Origin of the sequence: Streptomyces sp. LMG1-1-1.1, from assembly GCF_040815545.1 — a bacterium.
Classification (GTDB): Bacteria; Actinomycetota; Actinomycetes; order Streptomycetales; family Streptomycetaceae; genus Streptomyces.
In genome coordinates, this window is record NZ_JBFPNH010000024.1 from 1 (window position 1) to 22531 (window position 22531).

Sequence of the window (22531 nt, forward strand, 5' to 3'; positions counted from 1 at the left end):
GCCGCCGACTGCGGCGCGCCACCCGGACCGCCGGGACGTCCACCGCCGGGGCCACCGGCCGCACCGGGACCGCCGGGGAGCCGGCCGCCGGGGGCGGAGGCACCCTGCGGCATCGCGCCCTGGCCGCCCGCGCCCGGCTTGGGCATCGGCTTCTTGCCGCCCTGGGCGACGTCGACGGGGAGCATGACGAGCGCGGTGGTGCCGCCCGAGTCGGAGGGGCGCAGCTGGATGCGGATGCCGTGTCGCAGGGACAGGCGGCCGACCACGAAGAGGCCCATGCGGCGGGAGACCGAGACGTCCACGGTGGGCGGCGAGGCGAGCCGCTCGTTGATCGCGGCGAGGTCCTCGGGGGAGAGGCCGATGCCGGTGTCGTGGATCTCGACGAGCACGCGGCCGTCGGGCAGGGCGTGACCGGTGACCCGGACCTTCGTCTGCGGGGAGGAGAACGAGGTGGCGTTCTCCAGCAGCTCGGCGAGGAGGTGCACGAGGTCGTTGACGACCCGGCCGGCGACCTCGGTCGCCGGGACCGCGGCCAGTTCGATGCGCTCGTACTGTTCCACCTCGGAGGCGGCGGCACGGAGCACGTCGACCAGCGGGACCGGGCGGGTCCAGCGGCGGCCCGGCTCCTCGCCGGCGAGGACGAGGAGGTTCTCGCCGTTCCGGCGCATACGGGTCGCGAGGTGGTCGAGCTTGAAGAGCGAGGAGAGCTGGTCCGGGTCGGCCTCGCGCGACTCCAGTTCGGAGATGAGCGACAGCTGACGCTGGATGAGGCCCTGGGAGCGGCGCGAGAGGTTGGTGAACATCGCGTTGACGTTGCCCCGGAGGAGGGCCTGCTCGGCGGCGAGGCGGACGGCCTCGCGGTGCACGTCGTCGAAGGCCGCGGCCACCTGGCCGATCTCGTCCCGGGAGTGCACACCGACGGACTCGACGGAGGTGTCGACGTCCTGCGGGTCGGACTCGGAGAGCTGCTTGACGAGCTCGGGCAGACGGTCCTGGGCGACCTTGGTCGCGGTGTCCTGGAGTCGGCGCAGCGACCGGATCATGGACCGGGCCACGACGAAGGCGCCGATGAGCGAGACGCCGAGGACGAGCAGGATCAGCGCACCGTTGATGATGGCCTCGCGCTGCGACTCCTGCCGCAGCTCACGGGCCATCGTCTCCATGTCGCCGAGGAGGCCGTCCTCGATGACGTTCATGGCGTTGATCTTGATGCCGTACTCGTCGGTGAAGTTCAGGTGACCGCGCCGGGTGCCGCCGGGCATGGCGTCGTCCGCGTTCAGGACGCGCTCGGCGTACTTGTCGGCGGCGACGATCGACGGGTTGGCGCCGGTGAGGGACGCGGTCCGCTCGGCGGCGTCGCCACCGGTCGACTCGTAGATCGCCTGGAACGACTTGAACTCGACGCCCTCGGAGTTGAGCGCGGCGTCGGCGTAGAGGCGGTCACCCTGCTGGATGCGGCCCGGGGTCTTGTCGTTCGGGGGCAGCGCGGCGGCGATGACCGCCTGCTGGATGGAGGCGTACTCCTTGGCGGACGAGAACGCGGCGAGCGCGCGGGTCCGCTTGATCATCTCCGGGTTGCTGGTCGCCTGCGCCATGTCCTGCGACAGGCTGAGCAGCGAGCGGATGAGACGGCTGTACGCCTCGACCGTCACCGAGTGGGCGACGCCCTTCTCGTAGGCGTTGCCGCGGATCGTGTTGAGCTGGATGACCTGCGAGGCGATCTGGCTGACGTTCTGGCGGATGCTCCGCAGCGCCTCGTCGCCCTCGGTGGTCGGGATGTCCTCGGTGGCGTCGAGGAAGGCCTTGTACTCGCGGTCCGTCTTCCGGCGCGGGTTGGCGACCTGGTAGTCGCTGACCGGGCGGCCGTTGGCCAGCGGACCCGCGGACAGGTCGCGCTCGGACTGCAGCGCCTGCGCGAGGTCGGTCGCCTCACGGGTCAGCTTGGTGAGCAGCTGCATGTGGTCGAGCTGCTCCATGTCCTGGAGCGACTCGCTGATGCGGATGCCGCCCAGGGTGGTCGCCGCCACCACGGGGAGGGTGAGGAGGGCGACGAGGCGCGTGGAGATGCGCCAGTTGCGCAGGGCTATTCGCGGGCCGACCTCGTTCTCGGCGCGGGGCTTGGCGGGCACGGCCGACGGCTCGGCCGCTGAGGCCTTGCCGTTCTTGCCGCTCGCACGCCTGCCGGCGTCACCGGCGTCGCCCGACGGACCCTGACCCTGGTTCGGGGTGTGCGGGGCCGAGGGACCGCGGTCGGTCCCGGCGCGCGGTTCCTGCTCCGCCTGAGCTTCCGCTCGGCTCTGGCGGGCCTGGGGAGTCCCCGAGCCATCCCTCTTGAAACGTCCCTGCACTAGCGTCGCAACCTTTTGACCAGGCGTCCTTCCGGGTGAACGGAGCGGACGGTGTCGGCGTCAGTCGAGGTACGTGAGTACCCCAGGCGGTCATCGGTGACCGGCGCAGTTCCCCCTTCCCCGCCACTCGGCCGGCGCTGCGTCGCGCCTCCTGCGTGCCGGCTCGTAAACCCGCGGCGGTGCGTGGAATTCCAGCACAGTGCCGGATCTCCAACAAGGGCCGCGTGTCGCACTGTGAGGGGAATGACAACCTGTGCACGTTGTATCACCCCATGTAGAAGATGATCACGGAGGTTTCGGACTTTTCCTCTCCAATGAACCGGCATCCCCCTGTGTCCCAGTCGGCATGATCAGGAGCGGAATGCAGCATTCAGTGGCGTAATGTCCCTTTCCGTAGTGACCCGCGACTGTCCGTAATGCCCGGAATGTAGCGTGCGTGGTGAGCAAACTCACACGCGAATCGATGTCTCAGCCATGCATTCGAAGGGAATCGCATGTTTAGCCTGACGCTTTACACCCCTTCGCGCCCGCACGGGCGCCCGTCCCGGAACAAGGGCAGATCACCGCGATGAACACGACGACGCTCCGCACCACGGCCAACCCGCGCCGCTCCACCCTCGCCCACCTCGCGGACGCCGCACAGCTCGGCCGGGGCGCCCAGCCGGAGTACGCGGCCGAACTGCCCGGCAACACGGCCAACCCCCGCCGCACGATCCTCATGCAGGCCCCGGCCCCGTACGAGCCCCAGCCGTACGCCGCCGCCTCCCGCTGACCCGGACGGGCGTCGCCCACTCCGTGCGCCCCGGTGATATCGCCGGTGGGCCGCCCCCTCGCCGCGTTAGCCTGGAGCGTCAGACTCCAGCCAGTAGCAAGTGAGGGGCGACAGCACTCGTGCGCATCGCCAGATTCTCCATCGACGGCAACGTGGCCTTCGGCGCCGTCGAGGGCGAGGGAACCGTCGAGTCCGGCGGCCTCGTCCTCGACATCATCAAGGGCATCCCGTACACCGACTTCGAGCTCAGCGGCACCAAGGTCCCGCTGAGCAAGGTGCGGCTCCTGCCGCCCGTGCTCCCCAACAAGGTCGTGGCCATCGGCCGCAACTACGCCGAGCACGCGGCCGAACTCGGCAACGAGGTCCCGGAGGTCCCCGTCGCCTTCTTCAAGCCCACCACCTCGGTGATCGGCTCCGGCGACGCCATCGAGTACCCCTCCTTCTCCAACGAGCTGCACCACGAGGCCGAACTGGCCGTGGTCATCGGCCGCATGTGCCGCGAGGTGCCCCGCGAGCGCGTGAAGGACGTCATCTTCGGCTACACCTGCGCCAACGACGTCACCGCCCGCGACGCCCAGCAGCGCGAGAAGCAGTGGGCCCGCGCCAAGGGCTTCGACACCTCCTGCCCCCTGGGCCCCTGGGTGGAGACCGACCTCGACCCGAGCGACCTGGCCGTCCAGGCCACGGTCAACGGCGAACAGCGCCAGCTGGGTCGGACGAGCGACATGATCCGCTCCATCGAGGACCTGGTCGTCCACATCACCGAGGCCATGACGCTGCTGCCCGGCGACGTCATCCTCACCGGCACCCCCGCCGGGGTCGGCCCCCTCAACGTCGGCGACGAGGTCGCCGTCACCATCGAAGGCATCGGCACTCTCACCAATAAGGTGATCAAGCGTGGCTAACGCGAACATCCGCGTCCGTTTCTGTCCCTCGCCGACCGGCAACCCCCACGTGGGCCTGGTCCGCACCGCCCTCTTCAACTGGGCCTTCGCCCGGCACAACGAGGGCACCATGGTCTTCCGCATCGAGGACACCGACGCCGCGCGCGACTCGGAGGAGTCGTACGAGCAGCTCCTCGACTCGCTGAAGTGGCTCGGCCTCGACTGGGACGAGGGCCCGGAGATCGGCGGCCCGCACGCGCCGTACCGCCAGTCGCAGCGGATGGACATCTACAAGGACGTCGCCGACAAGCTGCTCGCCGGCGGCTACGCGTACCCCTGCTACTGCACCACCGAGGAGCTCGAGGAGCGCCGCGCCGCCGCCCGCGCCGCCGGCCGCCCCTCCGGCTACGACGGCCACTGCCGCGACCTCACCGCCGAGCAGAAGGCCGCGTACGAGGCCGAGGGCCGCGCGTCGATCGTCCGCTTCCGGATGCCCGACGAGCCCATCACCTTCACCGACCTGGTCCGCGGCGAGCTCACCTTCACCCCGGAGAACGTGCCGGACTACGGCATCCTCCGCGCGAACGGCGCCCCGCTCTACACCCTGGTCAACCCGGTCGACGACGCCCTGATGGAGATCACCCACGTCCTGCGCGGCGAGGACCTGCTCTCCTCCACCCCCCGCCAGGTCGCGCTCTACAAGGCGCTGATCGAGCTGGGCGTCGCCAAGGAGATCCCCTCCTTCGGCCACCTGCCGTACGTGATGGGCGAGGGCAACAAGAAGCTCTCCAAGCGCGACCCCGAGGCCTCCCTCAACCTCTACCGGGAGCGCGGCTTCCTCCCCGAGGGCCTGCTGAACTACCTCTCGCTCCTCGGCTGGTCCTTCTCGGCCGACCAGGACCTCTTCACCATCCCCGAGATGGTGGCGAAGTTCGACATCGCCGACGTCAACGCCAACCCGGCGCGCTTCGACCTCAAGAAGGCCGAGTCGATCAACGCCGACCACATCCGGATGCTCGACGTGAAGGCGTTCACCGAGGCCTGCGAGCCCTGGCTCAACGCCCCGCACGCCAACTGGGCGCCCGAGGACTTCGACCGCGCCGCCTGGGAGGCCATCGCGCCGCACGCCCAGACCCGCATGACGGTCCTCTCGGAGATCACGGCCAACGTCGACTTCCTCTTCCTCCCGGAGCCGGTCTTCGACCAGCCCTCGTGGGACAAGGCCATGAAGGGCGAGCCGGCCGCGCTGCTCACCACGGCCCGCGAGAAGCTCGTGGACGCCGACTGGAGCGACCCCGAGTCGCTCAAGAACGCGGTCCTGGCCGCCGGCGAGGCCCACGGCCTCAAGCTCGGCAAGGCCCAGGCCCCGGTCCGCGTCGCCGTCACCGGCCGCACCGTCGGCCTGCCCCTCTTCGAGTCCCTGGAGATCCTGGGCAAGGAGAAGACCCTGACCCGCATCGACGCGGCCCTGGCGAAGCTCACCGCCTGAGCCCCGTCCTCCGTCCCGTGGGGGCGGCGACCGGTACCCCCGGCCGCCGCCCCCACGGGCGTTCCCGCCCGGAAAATGGCCCCCGCGGGCCGGGGGAGCGGCGGTACGGTCGTGCCATGGCCATCCGAGCGGTCCTCTGGGACGTGGACGACACGATCTTCGACTACGAGAGCGCCGACCGCACCGGGATGCGCGGGCACCTGACGGCCGAGGGCCTGCTCGCCGGATACGACTCCGTGGACCAGGCCCTGGACCGCTGGAAGGAGCTCACGGTCCTGCACTGGCGCCGCTTCGAGAGCGAGGGCGGCGACTTCCAGGACCAGCGGCGGGCCAGGGTGCGTGACTTCCTCGGCGACCCCGGGCTCTCGGCCACCGGGGCCGACGACTGGTTCGACCGGTACGTCGCCCACTACCAGGCCGCCTGGGAGCTCTTCCCCGACGCGCTGCCCGTCCTCGACCTGCTCGCGGGTGACTACCGTCACGCCGTGCTGTCGAACTCCAGCATCCACGCCCAGGAGCCCAAGCTCCGGGCGCTCGGCGTGCGGGACCGGTTCGAGGCCGTCCTGTGCGCCGCCGAGCTCGGCTTCGCCAAGCCGGCCCCGGAGGCCTTCCACGCCGCCTGTACCGCACTCGGCCTGGCCCCGGAGGAGGTCGCGTACGTCGGTGATCAGCCCGACATCGACGCGCGGGGCGCGGTGGAGGCGGGGCTCCTCGGCATCTGGCTGGACCGCGCGGACACCGGCGGCCGGCCCGAGCTGCGGCGGATCACGGACCTCCGCCAGCTCCCCGCCCTGCTCCGCGGGCCTACCCGTTTTGGAGCACCGTCCACCTTCGGGTAATGTTCTTTCTGCGCCGAGGGGAACAAGCCGAAAGGCAAGAACCCGGAAAGCGCAAGCCGAGCAAGATCCTCCCTGGTGGGGGACGTTGCTCCGGTGGCCTATGGTGTAATTGGCAGCACGACGGTTTCTGGTTCCGTTAGTCTTGGTTCGAGTCCAGGTAGGCCAGCTCGCAGAGCTTTATCTGCAACCCGTGGATGGCATCCACAAAGCCCCCGTTGTGTAGCGGCCTAGCACGCCGCCCTCTCAAGGCGGTAGCGCCGGTTCGAATCCGGTCGGGGGTACAGATCCATCCTGTGGATCACCTGGGTAGCTCCCGGTGAATCCGCGGTGACATCACCCGGCTCGTTCCGGGTGGGATCGCTAGGGCCCCCGTTGTGTAGCGGCCTAGCACGCCGCCCTCTCAAGGCGGTAGCGCCGGTTCGAATCCGGTCGGGGGTACGGTGTAACCACCATGGCCTATGGTGTAATTGGCAACACTACGGTTTCTGGTACCGTCATTCTTGGTTCGAGTCCAGGTAGGCCAGCTCGCAGAGCTCATCTGCACCCGCGGATCTGATCCGCAAGGGCCCCCGTTGTGTAGCGGCCTAGCACGCCGCCCTCTCAAGGCGGTAGCGCCGGTTCGAATCCGGTCGGGGGTACAAGTCGAAGAAGCCCTTCCCTTCGGGGGAGGGCTTCTTCGCTGTTCGGCACCGGACGCGGACTCCGTACCGCGGGCGGACACAACTCCGGCCCACCGCTGCGGCGTTGAAGCGGTGGGCCGGGAAACGAACAGAGGGGCGGCGGAGGTCAGCCGTTGCGGCGGAGCGCCTCGGAGAGGCGGGCGGCCGCGTCGATGACCGCCTGGGCGTGCATGCGGCCCGGGTGGCGCGTCAGGCGCTCGATCGGACCCGAGACCGACACGGCGGCCACCACGCGGTTGGAAGGGCCCCGTACGGGCGCGGAGACGGACGCGACGCCCGGCTCCCGCTCGCCGATCGACTGGGCCCAGCCGCGGCGCCGTACGCCCGACAGGGCCGTCGCCGTGAAGCGGGCGCCCTGGAGGCCGCGGTGCAGCCGCTCGGGCTCCTCCCAGGCCATCAGGATCTGCGCCGAGGAGCCGGCCTTCATGGTCAGCGTCGAGCCGACCGGCACGGTGTCCCGCAGGCCGGAGAGGCGCTCGGCCGCCGCCACGCAGATGCGCATGTCGCCCTGCCGGCGGTAGAGCTGGGCGCTCTCGCCCGTGACGTCGCGCAGATGCGTCAGCACGGGGCCGGCGGTCGCGAGCAGGCGGTCCTCGCCGGCCGCGGCCGCGAGCTCCGACAGGCGCGGTCCGAGGATGAACCGGCCCTGCATGTCACGCGCCACCATCCGGTGGTGTTCCAGTGCCACGGCGAGACGATGTGCCGTGGGTCGTGCGAGTCCCGTCGCCGCGACCAGTCCTGCGAGGGTGGCCGGACCGGACTCCAGGGCGCTCAGGACAAGGGCTGCCTTGTCGAGAACGCCTACGCCGCTAGAGTTGTCCATGCAACGATATTCGCGTCTCACTCTGTGAAACGCAAGTTCAATTTCCCGAGGAACTTGTCACTCTGGTGGGGCGGCCGCACAACGGCCCGCGAAACGGGTCTCTAGTTGTGCCGGCGTAGACGTCGGCCGGAGGGAAAGCGATGGGTAGGACACTCGCGGAGAAGGTCTGGGACGACCATGTCGTCCGGCGCGCCGAGGGCGAGCCCGACCTCCTCTTCATCGATCTGCACCTGCTGCACGAGGTGACCAGCCCCCAGGCCTTCGACGGCCTGCGCCAGAACGGCCGGCAGGTGCGGCGCCTCGACCTCACCATCGCCACCGAGGACCACAACACCCCGACCCTCGACATCGACAAGCCGATCGCCGACCCGGTCTCCCGCGCACAGCTGGAGACCCTCCGGAAGAACTGTGCCGACTTCGGCGTCCGGCTGCACCCGCTGGGCGACGTCGAGCAGGGCGTCGTCCACGTCGTGGGACCCCAGCTGGGCCTGACCCAGCCCGGTACCACCGTCGTCTGCGGCGACTCCCACACCTCCACGCACGGCGCCTTCGGCGCGCTGGCGTTCGGCATCGGCACCAGCCAGGTGGAGCACGTGCTCGCCACCCAGACGCTGCCGCTGGCCCGCCCGAAGACCATGGCCATCACGATCGACGGCGAACTGCCCGAGGACGTCACCGCCAAGGACCTGATCCTGGCGATCATCGCCAAGATCGGCACCGGCGGCGGCCAGGGCTACATCCTGGAGTACCGCGGCTCCGCCATCGAGAAGCTCTCGATGGAGGCCCGGATGACCATCTGCAACATGTCGATCGAGGCCGGCGCCCGCGCGGGCATGATCGCCCCCGACGAGACCACCTTCGCCTACCTGGAGGGTCGTGCCCACGCCCCCGAGGGCGAGGACTGGGACGCCGCCGTCGCGTACTGGAAGACCCTGAAGTCCGACGAGGACGCGGTCTTCGACGCCGAGGTCGTCATCGACGCCGCCTCGCTGGCACCGTTCGTCACCTGGGGCACCAACCCCGGCCAGGGCGCGCCGCTTTCGGCGAACGTCCCCGACCCGGCTTCGTACGAAGACGCTTCGGAGCGCCTGGCCGCCGAAAAGGCCCTGGAGTACATGGGGTTGACCGCCGGGCAGCCGCTGCGCGACATCAAGGTCGACACCGTCTTCGTAGGCTCCTGCACCAACGGCCGCATCGAGGACCTGCGCAACGCCGCGGACCTCCTCAAGGGCCGCCAGGTCGCCGACGGCGTCCGCATGCTGGTCGTCCCCGGCTCGGTCCGGGTCGCCCTGCAGGCCGTGGAGGAGGGCCTGGACAAGGTCTTCAAGGAGGCCGGCGCCGAATGGCGGCACGCGGGCTGCTCGATGTGCCTGGGCATGAACCCCGACCAACTGGCCCCCGGTGAGCGCTCCGCGTCCACCTCCAACCGCAACTTCGAGGGCCGGCAGGGCAAGGGCGGCCGCACCCACCTGGTCTCGCCCCAGGTCGCCGCCGCCACCGCCGTACTGGGCCACCTGGCCTCCCCGGCCGATCTGTCCGACGTCGCCACCACCGCGGGGGTCTGAGGAACCATGGAAGCTTTCACCACGCACACCGGCCGGGCCGTCCCGCTGCGTCGCGGCAACGTCGACACCGACCAGATCATCCCGGCGCACTGGCTGAAGAAGGTCACCCGCGACGGCTTCGAGGACGGCCTCTTCGAGGCCTGGCGCAAGGACTCCGAGTTCGTCCTCAACCGCCCCGAGCGGCAGGGCGCCTCGGTCCTCGTCGCCGGCCCCGACTTCGGCACCGGCTCCTCCCGTGAGCACGCCGTCTGGGCGCTCCAGAACTACGGCTTCCAGGCGGTCATCTCCGCCCGCTTCGCCGACATCTTCCGCGGCAACTCGCTGAAGAACGGCCTGCTGACCGTCGTCCTGCCGCAGGAGACGGTGGACGCGCTCTGGGAGCTGACCGAGGCCGACCCGACCGCCGAGATCACCGTCGACCTGGAGCGCCGCAAGGTCCTGGCCGCCGGGATCGACGCCGACTTCGAGCTCGACGAGAACGCCCGCTGGCGTCTGCTGAACGGCCTCGACGACATCAGCCTCACCCTTCAGAACGAAGCCGACATCGCCGCCTACGAGGCGGCAAGGCCGGCCTTCAAGCCCCGTACAATTACGGTCTGAGCAGCGCTTTTCCAAGACTGCGCCCCCCACCTCACGGTGGGGGGCGCAGTCGCTTGTTGGGACCCTGTCGGGCGACAACTCGCCCTAGATGGCACAATCGGTGCATGGAACGCGACAGCCAACTCGAGCTCTACGAGGCAGTCGCCGCCCGATTGAAGGAAGCGCACACAAGGGTGCGCTCACTGCAAGTCCCGGAGGGCGTAAGGATGGCGCTGTCCCGGAAGCTGCTGGTCGTGACGGCCGCGGCGAAGCACGATCTCAAGGACGCGGCAGCGCGTCTGGAGCGGTTGATGAAGGACCTCGACGAGGGCCGATTCCCAGAGGACGACTGACACCAGGAACTCCGTAGCGGCTCTTCCGCGTTGCGGCACTAGGGTGATTAGCCCGTTTCGTGTTTGATTTGCGGTATATACATGCCTAACGTGCGAAAAAGCTTGAACACTTTCGTTCTGGCAATGTCTCCGAAGGGGAAGACGTGAACAAGGCGCAGCTCGTAGAAGCGATTGCCGACAAGATGGGCGGTCGTCAGCAGGCCGCCGAAGCCGTCGACCACGTGCTCGACGCCATCGTGCGTGCCGTGGTCGGTGGCGACCGGGTCTCGGTCACGGGCTTCGGCTCGTTCGAGAAGGTCGACCGTCCGGCCCGCTACGCCCGCAACCCCCAGACGGGTGAGCGCGTGCGGGTCAAGAAGACCTCGGTCCCGCGCTTCCGTGCAGGTCAGGGCTTCAAGGACCTGGTCAGCGGCTCGAAGAAGCTCCCCAAGGGAGGCGAGGTCTCCGTCAAGAAGGCGCCCAAGGGCAGCCTCACCGGTGGCGCCTCCGCGACGGTCAAGAAGGCCGCCGCGAAGAAGGCCACCACAGCCAAGAAGGCCGCCGCGAAGAAGGCGACCCCGGCGAAGAAGGCCACCACGGCGGTCGCGAAGAAGGCGACCCCGGCCAAGAAGACCACCACGGCGGTCGCGAAGAAGGCGACCCCGGCCAAGAAGACCACCACCACCACGGCCGCCGCCAAGAAGGCGACCCCGGCCAAGAAGGCCACCACGGCCGCCGCCAAGAAGGTCACCAAGGCCGCGGCGAAGAAGACCGCGCCGGCGGCCAAGAAGGCCGCGGCGACGAAGGCGCCCGCCAAGAAGACGACGGCGCGCAAGACGACCGCCAAGAAGGCCGCCGCCAAGAAGTAAGGACGTGCGGGACACATCCGCCGGGCCGGGCTCCCCCCAGGGAGCCCGGCCCGCGGCGCGTCTACACCCCCCGGCGGCCCGAGAAGCCCCGGTCAGAACGTCTGCAGCGTCACCAGCGTGATCCGCGACCCGGCCCCCGAGGTGCCGGGCTCCGTCTCGATCCGCACCCGCTGGCCCGGCCGCAGCAGGAGCAGCCCGCCCGCCTCGAAGGCCTCCGCCCCGAACTCCACGGGGGTGCCGTCGTCGAGCAGCACACTGCCGCTGCGGGTCTCGGGGTCGTACGTGAACGCGGTCGCCTGCATGGACCGCAGCCTATCCGGCCACCGGCAGCCACCGGGCGGCCGTCCGCGGGCCGAGCCCGAGCGCCCCGGCCGCCGCGAGATCCTCCCCGGTGTCCACGTCCCGGCGTACGGAATCCACCCCGGCGAGCCTGATTTCCACCGCTCCCGAAGACAAATGCCGCAACCTCGACGCACCTCCGAATGCCGGTTCCAATTTCACCCCCGGGCCCGCCGAGAGGAATGTCGTACCTATTTCGGCGGCATCCGCGAGAAATGCCCTCGGAAAATTCCGGGCCGCGTCCAGGACCCGGGTCAGCTCCGCGGGCCGCAGCGCAGGCAGGTCCGCGTTGAGCGCGGCCACGCGCGCGTGCGGCCGCCCGGCCCGTACCGCGCGGACCCCGTGCCCGAGCGCCGCGTTGAGCCCCGCCGCCGGGAGGTCCGGAACGATCCGGGCGCCGAGGGCCGCGAGCGCCGTACCGGCCGCGGGATCGTCCGTGACGACCACCACATCCCGTACGCGCGCGCAGTTCAGCACCGCCTCCACGGTGTCCTCGGCGAACGCCAGCGCGAGCCGGGGGCGTAACCGGGCTCCCGCCGCCGCTGCCAGTCTGCTCTTCGCCAGGGCAAGGGGCTTCAGAGGTACGACCAGCGACCAGTCGTCGTCCGTGTCCGTGTTCATCGCGGCCCATTCTGTCCCGCCCACGCGGTCCGCGGCGGGGTCCGGGGCGTACGGTGTCCTCGACACAGCAGGAGCACGGGGCGACACTTGCCCCCTGCCAGCCAGTCCCGGAGAAAGGTGTCCGAGTGCCCCGCCGCAGAATCGGCTTCTGGTACCGCCTCGCGGCGGTCATCGCCAAACCCCCCCTGGTGGTTCTGTTCAAGCGGGACTGGCGCGGTATGGAGCACGTTCCGGCCGACGGGGGATTCATCACCGCGGTCAACCACAACTCCTACCTGGACCCGCTGTCGTACGCGCATTACCAGTACAACACCGGGCGCGTTCCGCGCCTCCTGGCCAAGGCGGCCCTCTTCAAGGCCCCCTTCGTCGGCATGATGCTGCGCGGCACGGGGCAGATCCCGGTCTACCGCGAGACCACCAACGCGCTGGACGCCTTCCGCGCCGCCGTCGACGCCATCGAGCGCGGCGAGTGCGTCGCCTTCTACCCCGAGGGCACCCTCACCCGCGACCCCGACATGTGGCCCATGGCGGGCAAGACCGGCGCCGCCCGCGTCGCGCTGCTCACCCAGGCCCCCGTGATCCCGGTCGCCCAGTGGGGCGCCAACCTCGCGATGCCGCCGTACGCCAAGGAGAACAAGCTCAGCCTGTTCCCCCGCAAGACGCTGATCGTGCAGGCCGGTCCGCCCGTCGACCTCTCCCGCTTCCACGGCCTGGAGCCGACGCCCGAGGTGCTCCGCGAGGCCACCGAGGTCATCATGGCCGCCATCACCGCCCTCCTGGAGGAGGTCCGCGGCGAGAAGGCGCCCGCCGAACCGTACGACCACCGCAAGGCCCGCCTGGAACAGCGGCGCAAGGCCGCCGAGGAGGGCACCAAGTGACCAAGGCAGCCGTCTTCGGCAACGGATCCTGGGGCACCGCCTTCGCCATGGTGCTCGCCGACGCGGGGTGCGAGGTGAGCCTCTGGGGCCGCCGCGCCGAACTCGCCAAGGAGATCAACGCCACCCGGACCAACCCGGACTACCTGCCGGGCGTCGAACTCCCGGGGGCGATCACGGCCACCGCGGACCCGGCGGAGGCCGCCCACGACGCCGACTTCACCGTCCTCGTCGTCCCCTCCCAGACCCTGCGCGGCAACCTCGCCGCCTGGAAGCCGCTGCTCGCCCGGGACACCGTCCTCGTCTCCCTCATGAAGGGCGTCGAACTCGGCACAGCCAAGCGGATGAGCGAGGTCATCACCGAGGTCGCCGACGTGCCCGCCGAGCGCGTGGCCGTCCTCACCGGCCCCAACCTGGCCAAGGAGATCGCCGCCCGGCAGCCCGCCGCCGCCGTCGCCGCCTGCGTCGACGAGACGGTCGCCCAGCGGCTCCAGGCCGCCTGCATGACCCCGTACTTCCGCCCGTACACCAACACCGACGTGGTGGGCTGCGAGCTCGGCGGCGCCGTGAAGAACGTCATCGGCCTCGCCGTCGGCATCGCCAACGGCATGGGCCTCGGCGACAACTCCAAGGCCACGCTCATCACCCGCGGCCTCGCCGAGACCACCCGCCTCGGCCTCGCCATGGGCGCCGACCCGCTCACCTTCTCCGGCCTCGCAGGCCTCGGGGACCTGGTCGCGACCTGCTCCTCGCCGCTCTCCCGGAACAACACCTTCGGCACCAACCTCGGCCGCGGGATGACCCTCCAGGAGACCATCGCGGCCACCAAGCAGACCGCCGAGGGCGTCAAGTCCTGCGAGTCCGTGCTCGATCTGGGCCGCCGCCACGGCGTCGACATGCCGATCACGGAGACCGTCGTCTCGATCGTCCACGACGGCAAGCCGCCGATCGTCGCGCTCAAGGAACTGATGTCGCGCTCGGCCAAGCCCGAACGCCGCTGAACCGTCGCCGGCGGCCGGTCGCGCACCCGCTGCGCCGTACGCGCGCGGCGGCAGCGGGGCGCTCAGCGGTTCGGGAGTCGCAAGGTACGCTCATCGCGATATGAGCGAGAACACCCAGAGCCCCCGCAAGCCGCGCGTGGCCGTCGTCTTCGGCGGACGCAGCTCCGAGCACGCCATCTCCGTCGTCACGGCCGGCGCCGTCCTGAGCGCCATCGACCGGGACAAGTACGACGTGCTGCCCATCGGCATCACGACGGACGGGCGCTGGGCGCTCACCGCCGACGCCCCCGAGCGCATGGCCATCGCCGACCGCGCCCTGCCGAACGTCGCCGACCTGGCCGAGTCCGCGGAGGGCGGCGTCGTCCTCTCCGTCGACCCCGCCAACCGCGAGGTCGTCCTCACCGAGCCCGGCGCCGTGCCGAAGGCCCTCGGCGAGGTCGACGTGGTCTTCCCGATGCTCCACGGCCCGTACGGCGAGGACGGCACCCTCCAGGGCCTCCTCGAGCTCTCCGGCGTCCCCTACGTCGGCGCGGGCGTCCTCGCCTCCGCCGTCGGCCAGGACAAGGAGTACATGAAGCGGGTCTTCGTCTCCTTCGGCCTGCCCGTCGGACCGTACGAGGTCATCCGCCCCCGCGAGTGGGAGCAGAACCCGGCCGCCGCCCGCAAGAAGATCGTGGAGTTCGCCGCCGACCACGGCTGGCCGCTCTTCGTGAAGCCGGCCCGCGGCGGCTCGTCCATGGGCATCACCAAGGTCGACGACCTCTCCGGCCTGGACGAGGCCATCGCGGAGGCCCGCCGCCACGACCCCAAGATCCTGGTCGAGTCGCTGCTGCGCGGCCGCGAGATCGAGTGCGGCGTCCTGGAGTTCGAGGACGGCCCGCGCGCCAGCGTGCCGGCGGAGATCCCGCCGGTCACGAACCACGACTTCTACGACTTCGAGGCCAAGTACATCGACTCGGCCTCCGGCATCGTGCCCGCCCCGATCGGGGACGAGGCCACCGCCGAGGTCCAGCGCCTGGCCGTCGCCGCCTACGAGGCCGTCTCCTGCGAGGGCCTGGTCCGCGCGGACTTCTTCCTCACCGAGGACGGCGACTTCGTCATCAACGAGATCAACACCATGCCGGGCTTCACGCCGATCTCCATGTACCCGCGCATGTGGCAGGAGAGCGGCGTCGGCTACCCGGAGCTCGTCGACCGGCTCATCCAGGCCGCGCTGAACCGCTCCACGGGCCTGCGCTAGACGCACCGGAACGCCCGATCCGGGGTGCGGTCAGCCGCACTCCGGATCCAGGCCGCAGGGGACCGTCCTCGCCACGGGGGAGGCGAGATCCACCAGCGGGCCGATGTCGTGCGCGAACCGCTCGTCGAGGCTCACCTCGACGTAGGTCTTCCGGTACACCGTGGTGAAACGGGGGCCGCCGCCCTCCGTGTGCTCCAGCATCCAGCGCACGCCGTTCGCGGAGACGCCCTGCGACGTCGGGTCGCTCATCTTTTCGGGCCGGGGGACCCCGCAGCGCAGTACGATCGCACCGTCACCCCACCCGGCGGTCAGCTCGGAGCCGGGCTCCGGATCACTCCGTTCCAGCCCCGCCACGGTGTCGGGAAGCTCCTTCGCCAAGGCCTGGCAGAAGGCGGCCTCCTCCACCGGGGGGCTGGGAACCTCGACGGACGCCGCGGCGCCCGTCGAGGAGCAGCCGGCGACGGCCAGCAGCAGGACGGCGGCCGACACGGCGGCGGGCAGGCCGAAAGGCCGGTGGGCAGACATCACCGGCCAAGGGTAGACGGGGGCTACAGATGAACGACCGGGCAGGTGAGGGTGCGCGTGATGCCGTCCACTTGCTGGACCTTGGCGACCACCATGCGGCCGAGCTCGTCGACCGTGTCCGCCTGCGCACGCACGATGACGTCGTACGGACCGGTCACGTCTTCCGCCTGGAGCACCCCCGGGATCTTGGAGATGGTGTCGGCGACGGTCGACGCCTTGCCCACCTCGGTCTGGATGAGGATGTACGCCTGAACCACGGAACCTCCAGGGCGACCACGAGGATCTTGTGGGAGAAAGGGACGCCACGGTACCGCGTCGCCGCGGGCCGCGGGGAGACCCGCGCGTCCCGGGGCACCCGGGGTGTGGCGTACGCAGGACAGAAGTTGACGGTCTACTTGACGGTACCCAGCACGGTGACGGCCCGCGACCCGCGGCGCGCCCAGACGCGCCCCCGCCCGCCGGCCGGCACGAAGACACGAGGTGAGACGCGGTGAAGGGCACAGTCGGAGAGCTGGGCGAGTTCGGGCTCATCAGAGAGCTCACGTCCCGGCTCACCTCCACCCCCGCGGTGCGGATCGGGCCCGGCGACGACGCCGCGGTCGTCTCCGCCCCCGACCGGCGCGTGGTGGCCAGCACGGACATCCTCCTCGAAGGACGTCACTTCCGCCGCGACTGGTCGACGGCGTACGACGTCGGCCGCAAGGCCGCCGCGCAGAACCTCGCCGACATCGCGGCCATGGGTGCGGTCCCCACCGCACTCCTCCTCGGCCTCGTCGTACCCGCCGAACTCCCCGTCACCTGGGCCACCGAACTCATGGACGGACTGCGCGACGAATGTCAGGTCGCGGGCGCGGCGGTGGTCGGCGGCGACGTCGTCCGCGGCGACACGATCATGGTGTCCATCACCGCGCTCGGCGACCTGCGCAACCACGACCCGGTGACCCGGGGCGGGGCCCAGCCCGGCGACGTCGTCGCCTACACCGGCTGGCTCGGCTGGTCCGCCGCCGGATTCGCGGTCCTCTCCCGCGGCTTCCGGTCCCCGCGGGCCTTCGTCGAGGCCCACCGCAGGCCCGAACCGCCGTACCACGCGGGCCCGGCGGCCGCCGGACTCGGCGCCACCGCCATGTGCGACGTCAGCGACGGCCTCATCGCCGACCTCGGCCACATCGCCGAGGCCAGCAAGGTCCGCATCGACCTGCGCTCCGGACTCATCGACATCCCCACCCAGATGAACGACATCGGCCAGGCCGTCGGCGTCGACCCCATGCAGTGGGTGCTCACCGGGGGAGAGGACCACGCCATCGTGGCCACCTTCCCGCCCGACGTGAAGCTCCCCGCCCGCTGGAAGGTCATCGGCGAGGTCCTCAACCCGTCCGCGCTGCCGCAGGTCACCGTCGACGGGGCGCCCTGGCACAGCGTGGGCGGCTGGGACCACTTCGGAGAGACGGAGTGACCTCCCCGCCCCCGCTCGTGCTGACCGTCGCCGGATCCGACTCCGGCGGCGGCGCCGGCATCCAGGCCGACCTGAAGACGATGCTCGCGCTGGGCGTCCACGGCATGAGCGTGCTCACCGCCGTCACCGCCCAGAACTCGCGGGGCGTCCAGGGCGTCTGGGAGCTGCCCGTGGACGCCGTGCGCGCCCAGTACCGGGCCGTCGTCGACGACATCGGCGTCCAGGCGGTGAAGACCGGCATGCTGGCCTCCGCCGCGCTCGTGGAGACCGTCGCCGAGCTGCTCGCCGGCACCGGCGCCCCCGTCGTCGTCGACCCGGTCGGGGTCTCCAAGCACGGGGACTCCCTCCTCGCCGAGGCCGCGCTCGACTCCGTCCGCACGAGGCTGCTGCCCCGCGCGACCGTCGCCACCCCCAACCTGGACGAGGTGGCGCAGCTCACAGGCGTACACGTCGTGGACGAGGGCGACATGCGGCCGGCCGCCGAGGCGATCCTGGCGTACGGGCCGCGCTGGGCCCTGATCAAGGGCGGGCACCTGCCCGGCGGCGGGGACGCCGTCGACCTGCTCACGGACGGCACCGAGGAGCACTGGCTGCGCGCCCCGCGCCACGACAACCGGCACACCCACGGCACGGGCTGCACCCTCGCCTCGGCCGTCGCGTCGGGGCTGGCCAAGGGCCTCCCGGTGCCGGAGGCGGTACGGCAGGCCAAGGAGTACGTGACGGGGGCCATCGCCGCCGGATTCGCCCTGGGCGGGGGCATCGGCCCCGTCGACCACGGCTGGCGCTTCGGGGCCTGACGGCCTCGGCGGCGGGGCCGTCTTGGGGGCCGTGCCGACAAGGGTCCGGCCGTTTCAGGGTGGCCCGACTGTTTCAGGGCATGGCAAAAGGCCGGTTCACCTAGGTGAACCGGCCTTTCAAGGCAACCGCAGGGGCTGCGCTACGACAGAACGTCGCAATTAGCGCGAGACCTTGCCGGCCTTGATGCACGAGGTGCAGACGTTGAGCCGCTTCGGCGTCCGACCGACCACGGCACGCACGCGCTGGATGTTCGGGTTCCAGCGACGGGACGTACGGCGGTGCGAGTGCGAAATGTTGTTGCCGAAGCCCGGCCCCTTGCCGCAGACGTCGCAGTTGGCAGCCACGGGTCACTCCAAAGACTTCAGATTTACAGTGAAATCCGGCGCACCGGAATCAGGAGTCTGAAGTGGCTTGCCGGGGAACGGCCCGGTGTGGACCGGGCAACCGAAGCAGCATACAACGCCTGCTTCGGTGGAACGAAACTACCATGGTCTCCGCCCACCTCGCCCCGGGCCCAGGTCACAGGCCGGACACCCCGGGTCTACCCTGCGGTGAGCTCACCGCAGAAGGAGGACCCCCGTTGTCGCGAGCCCTTCAGCCGTCCGAGGAGCTCGTCGAGCTCGACGCGGAAGCCCTCCGGACCTGGTGCGCGCGGACGCTGGACGCCCTCGGCCGGGAGCGCGAGGACATCGACGCGATCAACGTCTACCCGGTCGCCGACGGGGACACCGGCACCAACCTCTACCTGACCGCGGAAGCCGCCCACCAGGCCGTCGAAGCGGTCTTCACCGCGTCCGCGCCGGACACCGCGGAGACCGTACGGGCCATGGCCCACGGCGCCCTGCTCGGCGCCCGCGGCAACTCCGGGACCATCCTCTCCCAGCTGCTGCGCGGCATGGCCGGCGTCCTCGCCGGCGGATGTGACGGGGAACACCTCGCCCGCGCCCTCGCCGAGGCCGCGACCTCGGCCCGCCGGGCCGTCGCCCACCCCGTCGAAGGCACCATCCTCACCGTCGCCACCGCCGCCGCCGGGGCCTGCGCCACGGGCGGCACCCTCGTGGCGGTGGCCAGGAACGCCTACGACGGCGCCAGGACGGCCCTGGCGGCCACCTCGGGGCAACTGGACGTCCTCGAACGCGCCGGCGTCGTGGACGCGGGCGGACGCGGCCTCGTGACGATCCTCGGCGCGCTCCTGGAGACCGTGACCGGACAGGCCCCGCCCGACCCCGCGACGGCACCCCGCCGCCCCGCCGCACCCGACCCCGTCGACGACTGCGCAGGCGACGGCGGGCCCGCCTACGAGGTGATCTACCTCCTGGAGGCCGACGACACCGCCGTGGACCTGCTCCGCGAGCGACTGGACGCCCTGGGCGAGTCCCTGGTCGTCGTCGGCGGCGACGGACTCTGGAACGTCCACGTGCACGTCGACGACGCGGGAGCCGCCGTCGAGGCCGGCGTCGAGGCCGGACGGCCGCACCGGATCCGCATCACCCACTTCGCGGCCGACAGCCCGGCCGCGGCCGGACGCGGCGAACGCGCCCAGCGCGCCGTCGTCGCCGTCGTCCCCGGCGAAGGCCTCGCCGGACTCTGCGCCGAGGCCGGCGCGACCACCGTCCAGACCCGCCCCGGCGAACCGCCCGCGGGCGACGAACTCGTCGACGCCATCCGCCGGGCCCACGCGCGCGAGGTCGTCCTCCTCCCCAACGACACCGACCTGCGGCAGACCGCCGCGGCCGCCGCCGAACGCGCCAGGGCCGAGGGCATCCGCGTCGCCCTCATCCCCACCCGGGCCGCCGTCCAGGGCATCGCGGCCCTGGCCGTCCACGAACCCGACCGGCGCTTCGACGAGGACGTCGTCGCCATGACCGCCGCCGCCGGAGCCACCCGCTACGCCGAACTCGCCGTCGCCGAACGGCAGTCCTTCACCTCGGCCGGCGTCTGCCAGGCCGGCGACGTCCTCGGCCTCATCGAGGGCGACGTCGCCGTCATCGGCACCGACCTCGCCGAGACCGCCCGCACCGTCCTGGACCGGATGCTCTCGGCGGGCGGCGAACTCGTCACCCTCGTCGTCGCCGACGACACCCCGCCCGAGCTCGCCCCCGACCTGGAACGGCACGTCCGCCGCGGCTACCTCGCGGTCGACACCACCACGTACCACGCGGGCGCGGGGGCACCGCCGCTGCTCATCGGGGTGGAATAGGCCCCTTTCCCGGCGGTCGTCCACAGCCTTCGCCGCGACTGTCGGTCCTTTGGTGTGGAATGGAACGCGTGCCCGCGCTCGACGAACCACTCAAGAAGTCCCTCGGTCCCGCCACCGCCAAGGTGATGGCCGAGGCACTCGACCTGCACACGGTCGGCGACCTGCTCCACCACTACCCCCGCCGGTACGCCGAGCGCGGGGAGCTGACCACCCTCGCCGACCTGCCGCTCGACGAGCACGTCACGGTGGTCGCCCAGGTCGCCGACGCCCGCGTGCTCACCTTCAACGGCTCCAAGGGGCGCGGCCAGCGCCTCGAAGTGACCATCACCGACGGCAGCGGCCGCGTGCAACTGGTCTTCTTCGGCAAGGGCGTCCACAAGCCGCACAAGGACCTGCTCCCCGGCACCCGCGCGATGTTCGCCGGCAAGGTGTCGCTCTTCAACCGGCGCCTCCAGCTCGCGCACCCGTCGTACGAACTCCTCCGCGGCGACGGCGACGAGGCCGTGGACACCTGGGCCGGCGCCCTCATCCCGATCTACCCGGCCACCACCAAGATGGAGTCCTGGAAGGTCGCCAAGGCCGTCGACGCCGTCCTGCCCAGCGCAGGCGACGCCGTCGACCCGCTCCCGCCCGCGCTGCGCGAGGGCCGCGGCCTCACCGACCTGCCCGACGCCCTGCGGAAGATCCACCGGCCCCGTACCAAGGCCGACATCGCCGACGCCCGCGAACGGCTCAAGTGGGACGAGGCCTTCGTCCTCCAGGTCGCCCTCGCCCGCCGGCGGCACGCCGACACCCAGCTCCCCGCCGTCCCCCGCCGCCCCGCCCCCGACGGCATCCTCGACGCCTTCGACGCCAAGCTGCCCTTCACCCTCACCGACGGCCAGCGGAAGGTCTCCGAGGAGATCTTCGACGACCTCGCGACCGACCACCCGATGCACCGCCTCCTCCAGGGCGAAGTCGGCTCCGGGAAGACGATGGTGGCCCTGCGCGCCATGCTCGCCGTCGTCGACGCCGGGGGACAGGCCGCGATGCTCGCCCCCACCGAGGTCCTCGCCCAGCAGCACCACCGCTCCGTCACCGAGATGATGGGCGAACTCGCCGAGGGAGGCATGCTCGGCGGCGCCGACCGCTCCACCAAGGTCGTGCTGCTCACCGGCTCCATGGGCGCCGCCGCCCGCCGCCACGCCCTGCTCGACCTGGTCACCGGCGAGGCCGGCATCGTCATCGGCACCCACGCGCTGATCGAGGACAAGGTGCAGTTCCACGACCTGGGCCTGGTCGTGGTCGACGAGCAGCACCGCTTCGGCGTCGAGCAGCGCGACGCGCTCCGGGGCAAGGGGAAGCAGCCGCCCCACCTCCTCGTGATGACCGCCACCCCGATCCCGCGCACGGTCGCCATGACCGTCTTCGGCGACCTGGAGACCTCCGTCCTCGACCAGCTGCCCGCCGGCCGTTCGCCGATCGCCAGCCACGTCGTCCCCGCCGCCGACAAGCCCCACTTCCTCGCGCGGGCGTGGGAACGGGTCCGCGAGGAGGTCGAGAACGGCCACCAGGCGTACGTGGTCTGCCCCCGCATCGGCGACGAGGAGGACCAGAAGAAGAAGCCCAAGGCGTCCCCGGAGGACGAGGCCGAGAAGCGCCCGCCGCTCGCCGTCCTCGACGTCGCCGAGAAGCTCGGCGCCGGGCCCCTCGCGGGGCTGCGGATCGCCGTCCTGCACGGCCGCATGCACCCCGACGACAAGGACGACGTGATGCGCCGCTACGCCGCAGGCGAGCTCGACGTCCTCGTCGCCACCACCGTCATCGAGGTCGGCGTCAACGTCCCCAACGCCACCGCCATGGTGATCATGGACGCCGACCGCTTCGGCGTCTCCCAGCTCCACCAGCTCCGCGGCCGCGTCGGCCGCGGCTCCGCCCCCGGCCTGTGCCTCCTCGTCAGCGAGATGCCCGAGGCGAGCCCCGCCCGGCAGCGCCTGAACGCCGTCGCCGCCACCCTCGACGGCTTCGAGCTCTCCCGCATCGACCTCGAACAGCGGCGCGAGGGCGACGTCCTCGGCCAGGCCCAGTCCGGCGTCCGCTCCTCGCTGCGGGTGCTCACCGTCATCGACGACGAGGACGTCATCACCGCCGCCCGCGAGGAGGCCACCGCCCTCGTCCTCGCCGACCCCGACCTCACCGCCCACCCCGGCCTGCGCACCGCGCTCGACGCGCTGCTCAGCGAGGAGCGCGAGGAGTACCTGGAGAAGGGCTGACCACACCGCGCCGACCGCGGTCATATCCTGAGACGTACGCACTGGAC

General features: G+C 71.3%; 22 protein-coding genes and 5 tRNA genes. 20 read left to right on the forward strand and 7 right to left on the reverse strand.

Going from position 1 to position 22531, the window contains the following annotated elements; genetic code table 11:
- Nucleotides 1-2348: nitrate- and nitrite sensing domain-containing protein (locus tag MRBLMG1_RS13970; protein WP_367824160.1), on the reverse strand; the 2348-nt coding region annotated here is incomplete at its 3' end.
- Nucleotides 2349-2916: 568 nt separating this feature from the next.
- On the opposite strand from MRBLMG1_RS13970, the gene MRBLMG1_RS13975 reads away from it, so the two are divergent.
- The 9 genes from MRBLMG1_RS13975 (at nt 2917) to MRBLMG1_RS14015 (ending at nt 6970) form a co-directional block, all read left to right on the forward strand.
- Entirely contained in the window at nt 2917-3120 is a 204-nt protein-coding gene (locus MRBLMG1_RS13975) for a hypothetical protein (protein ID WP_367824162.1), read from the forward strand.
- A gap of 119 nt (nt 3121-3239) precedes the next feature.
- Nucleotides 3240-4025: a fumarylacetoacetate hydrolase family protein gene (locus tag MRBLMG1_RS13980; protein WP_367824164.1), complete on the forward strand. Its 786-nt coding sequence runs from the start codon at nt 3240-3242 to the stop codon at nt 4023-4025.
- The gene (gene gltX / locus MRBLMG1_RS13985) at nt 4018-5493 is read left to right on the forward strand and encodes a glutamate--tRNA ligase (RefSeq protein WP_367824165.1); all 1476 of its coding nucleotides are present in this window, start codon (nt 4018-4020) and stop codon (nt 5491-5493) included. Before MRBLMG1_RS13980 ends, gltX begins: the two co-directional genes overlap by 8 nt.
- 116 nt (nt 5494-5609) lie before the next feature.
- Complete coding sequence (locus MRBLMG1_RS13990; protein ID WP_367824167.1) at nt 5610-6332, forward strand: HAD family hydrolase; 723 nt, start codon at nt 5610-5612, stop codon at nt 6330-6332.
- Nucleotides 6333-6426: 94 nt separating this feature from the next.
- Nucleotides 6427-6498 (forward strand) — tRNA-Gln (locus MRBLMG1_RS13995).
- Between the two features lie 42 nt (nt 6499-6540).
- Nucleotides 6541-6613, forward strand: a tRNA-Glu gene (locus MRBLMG1_RS14000).
- Between the two features lie 84 nt (nt 6614-6697).
- Nucleotides 6698-6770, forward strand: a tRNA-Glu gene (locus MRBLMG1_RS14005).
- Between the two features lie 14 nt (nt 6771-6784).
- A tRNA-Gln gene (locus MRBLMG1_RS14010) sits at nt 6785-6856 on the forward strand.
- Between the two features lie 41 nt (nt 6857-6897).
- Nucleotides 6898-6970: transfer RNA gene (locus MRBLMG1_RS14015), tRNA-Glu, on the forward strand.
- Nucleotides 6971-7118: 148 nt separating this feature from the next.
- Here MRBLMG1_RS14015 and ndgR read toward each other — a convergent pair.
- Nucleotides 7119-7835, reverse strand: a complete 717-nt coding sequence (gene ndgR / locus MRBLMG1_RS14020; RefSeq protein ID WP_017235973.1) for an IclR family transcriptional regulator NdgR — start codon at nt 7833-7835, stop codon at nt 7119-7121.
- A gap of 140 nt (nt 7836-7975) precedes the next feature.
- Here ndgR and leuC point away from each other — a divergent pair, with 140 nt between their 5' ends.
- The 4 genes from leuC (at nt 7976) to MRBLMG1_RS14040 (ending at nt 11180) form a co-directional block, all read left to right on the forward strand.
- Nucleotides 7976-9400 carry a 3-isopropylmalate dehydratase large subunit gene (gene leuC / locus MRBLMG1_RS14025; protein ID WP_367824169.1) on the forward strand — a complete coding sequence of 475 codons (1425 nt, stop codon included), beginning with the start codon at nt 7976-7978 and terminating at the stop codon, nt 9398-9400.
- A gap of 6 nt (nt 9401-9406) precedes the next feature.
- Nucleotides 9407-10000 (forward strand): 3-isopropylmalate dehydratase small subunit, encoded by a 594-nt coding sequence (gene leuD / locus MRBLMG1_RS14030; RefSeq protein WP_367824170.1) that lies wholly within the window; start codon nt 9407-9409, stop codon nt 9998-10000.
- Nucleotides 10001-10104: 104 nt separating this feature from the next.
- The gene (locus tag MRBLMG1_RS14035) at nt 10105-10332 is read left to right on the forward strand and encodes a hypothetical protein (RefSeq protein ID WP_366308267.1); all 228 of its coding nucleotides are present in this window, start codon (nt 10105-10107) and stop codon (nt 10330-10332) included.
- A gap of 143 nt (nt 10333-10475) precedes the next feature.
- On the forward strand, nt 10476-11180 hold the full coding sequence (locus MRBLMG1_RS14040) for an HU family DNA-binding protein (RefSeq protein ID WP_367824172.1): 705 nt from the start codon (nt 10476-10478) through the stop codon (nt 11178-11180).
- Between the two features lie 92 nt (nt 11181-11272).
- Here MRBLMG1_RS14040 and MRBLMG1_RS14045 read toward each other — a convergent pair whose 3' ends face one another.
- Nucleotides 11273-11482: a hypothetical protein gene (locus tag MRBLMG1_RS14045; RefSeq protein ID WP_367824174.1), complete on the reverse strand. Its 210-nt coding sequence runs from the start codon at nt 11480-11482 to the stop codon at nt 11273-11275.
- Nucleotides 11483-11492: 10 nt separating this feature from the next.
- On the reverse strand, nt 11493-12140 hold the full coding sequence (gene cofC / locus MRBLMG1_RS14050) for a 2-phospho-L-lactate guanylyltransferase (RefSeq protein ID WP_367824176.1): 648 nt from the start codon (nt 12138-12140) through the stop codon (nt 11493-11495).
- Nucleotides 12141-12265: 125 nt separating this feature from the next.
- Here cofC and MRBLMG1_RS14055 point away from each other — a divergent pair, with 125 nt between their 5' ends.
- From MRBLMG1_RS14055 to MRBLMG1_RS14065, 3 genes are all read left to right on the forward strand, one after another.
- The gene (locus MRBLMG1_RS14055; protein WP_367824178.1) at nt 12266-13018 is read left to right on the forward strand and encodes a lysophospholipid acyltransferase family protein; all 753 of its coding nucleotides are present in this window, start codon (nt 12266-12268) and stop codon (nt 13016-13018) included.
- Nucleotides 13015-14016 carry an NAD(P)H-dependent glycerol-3-phosphate dehydrogenase gene (locus tag MRBLMG1_RS14060; RefSeq protein ID WP_367824180.1) on the forward strand — a complete coding sequence of 334 codons (1002 nt, stop codon included), beginning with the start codon at nt 13015-13017 and terminating at the stop codon, nt 14014-14016. The genes MRBLMG1_RS14055 and MRBLMG1_RS14060 overlap by 4 nt, the downstream gene beginning before the upstream one ends.
- Nucleotides 14017-14116: 100 nt before the next feature.
- Nucleotides 14117-15256, forward strand: coding sequence for a D-alanine--D-alanine ligase family protein (locus MRBLMG1_RS14065; protein ID WP_367824182.1), 1140 nt, complete (start codon nt 14117-14119; stop codon nt 15254-15256).
- Nucleotides 15257-15286: 30 nt separating this feature from the next.
- Here MRBLMG1_RS14065 and MRBLMG1_RS14070 read toward each other — a convergent pair whose 3' ends face one another.
- Together MRBLMG1_RS14070 and MRBLMG1_RS14075 are read right to left on the reverse strand one after the other, a co-directional pair.
- Nucleotides 15287-15781 (reverse strand): DUF3515 domain-containing protein, encoded by a 495-nt coding sequence (locus MRBLMG1_RS14070; protein WP_367824341.1) that lies wholly within the window; start codon nt 15779-15781, stop codon nt 15287-15289.
- A gap of 23 nt (nt 15782-15804) precedes the next feature.
- Complete coding sequence (locus MRBLMG1_RS14075) at nt 15805-16038, reverse strand: Lrp/AsnC family transcriptional regulator (RefSeq protein ID WP_015036438.1); 234 nt, start codon at nt 16036-16038, stop codon at nt 15805-15807.
- 233 nt (nt 16039-16271) lie between these two features.
- On the opposite strand from MRBLMG1_RS14075, the gene MRBLMG1_RS14080 reads away from it, so the two are divergent.
- Nucleotides 16272-17234, forward strand: a complete 963-nt coding sequence (locus tag MRBLMG1_RS14080) for a thiamine-phosphate kinase (RefSeq protein WP_367824184.1) — start codon at nt 16272-16274, stop codon at nt 17232-17234.
- Nucleotides 17231-18031 (forward strand): bifunctional hydroxymethylpyrimidine kinase/phosphomethylpyrimidine kinase, encoded by an 801-nt coding sequence (thiD, locus tag MRBLMG1_RS14085; RefSeq protein ID WP_367824186.1) that lies wholly within the window; start codon nt 17231-17233, stop codon nt 18029-18031. The genes MRBLMG1_RS14080 and thiD overlap by 4 nt, the downstream gene beginning before the upstream one ends.
- 159 nt (nt 18032-18190) lie before the next feature.
- On the opposite strand, the gene rpmB is transcribed toward thiD, so the two are convergent.
- Nucleotides 18191-18376 (reverse strand): 50S ribosomal protein L28, encoded by a 186-nt coding sequence (rpmB, locus tag MRBLMG1_RS14090; RefSeq protein WP_003957616.1) that lies wholly within the window; start codon nt 18374-18376, stop codon nt 18191-18193.
- A 236-nt stretch (nt 18377-18612) separates the two neighbouring features.
- Here rpmB and MRBLMG1_RS14095 point away from each other — a divergent pair, with 236 nt between their 5' ends.
- Together MRBLMG1_RS14095 and recG are read left to right on the forward strand one after the other, a co-directional pair.
- Entirely contained in the window at nt 18613-20232 is a 1620-nt protein-coding gene (locus MRBLMG1_RS14095) for a DAK2 domain-containing protein (RefSeq protein WP_367824190.1), read from the forward strand.
- 59 nt (nt 20233-20291) lie between these two features.
- Complete coding sequence (gene recG, locus MRBLMG1_RS14100; RefSeq protein WP_367824192.1) at nt 20292-22484, forward strand: ATP-dependent DNA helicase RecG; 2193 nt, start codon at nt 20292-20294, stop codon at nt 22482-22484.
- Nucleotides 22485-22531: the final 47 nt, after the last annotated feature.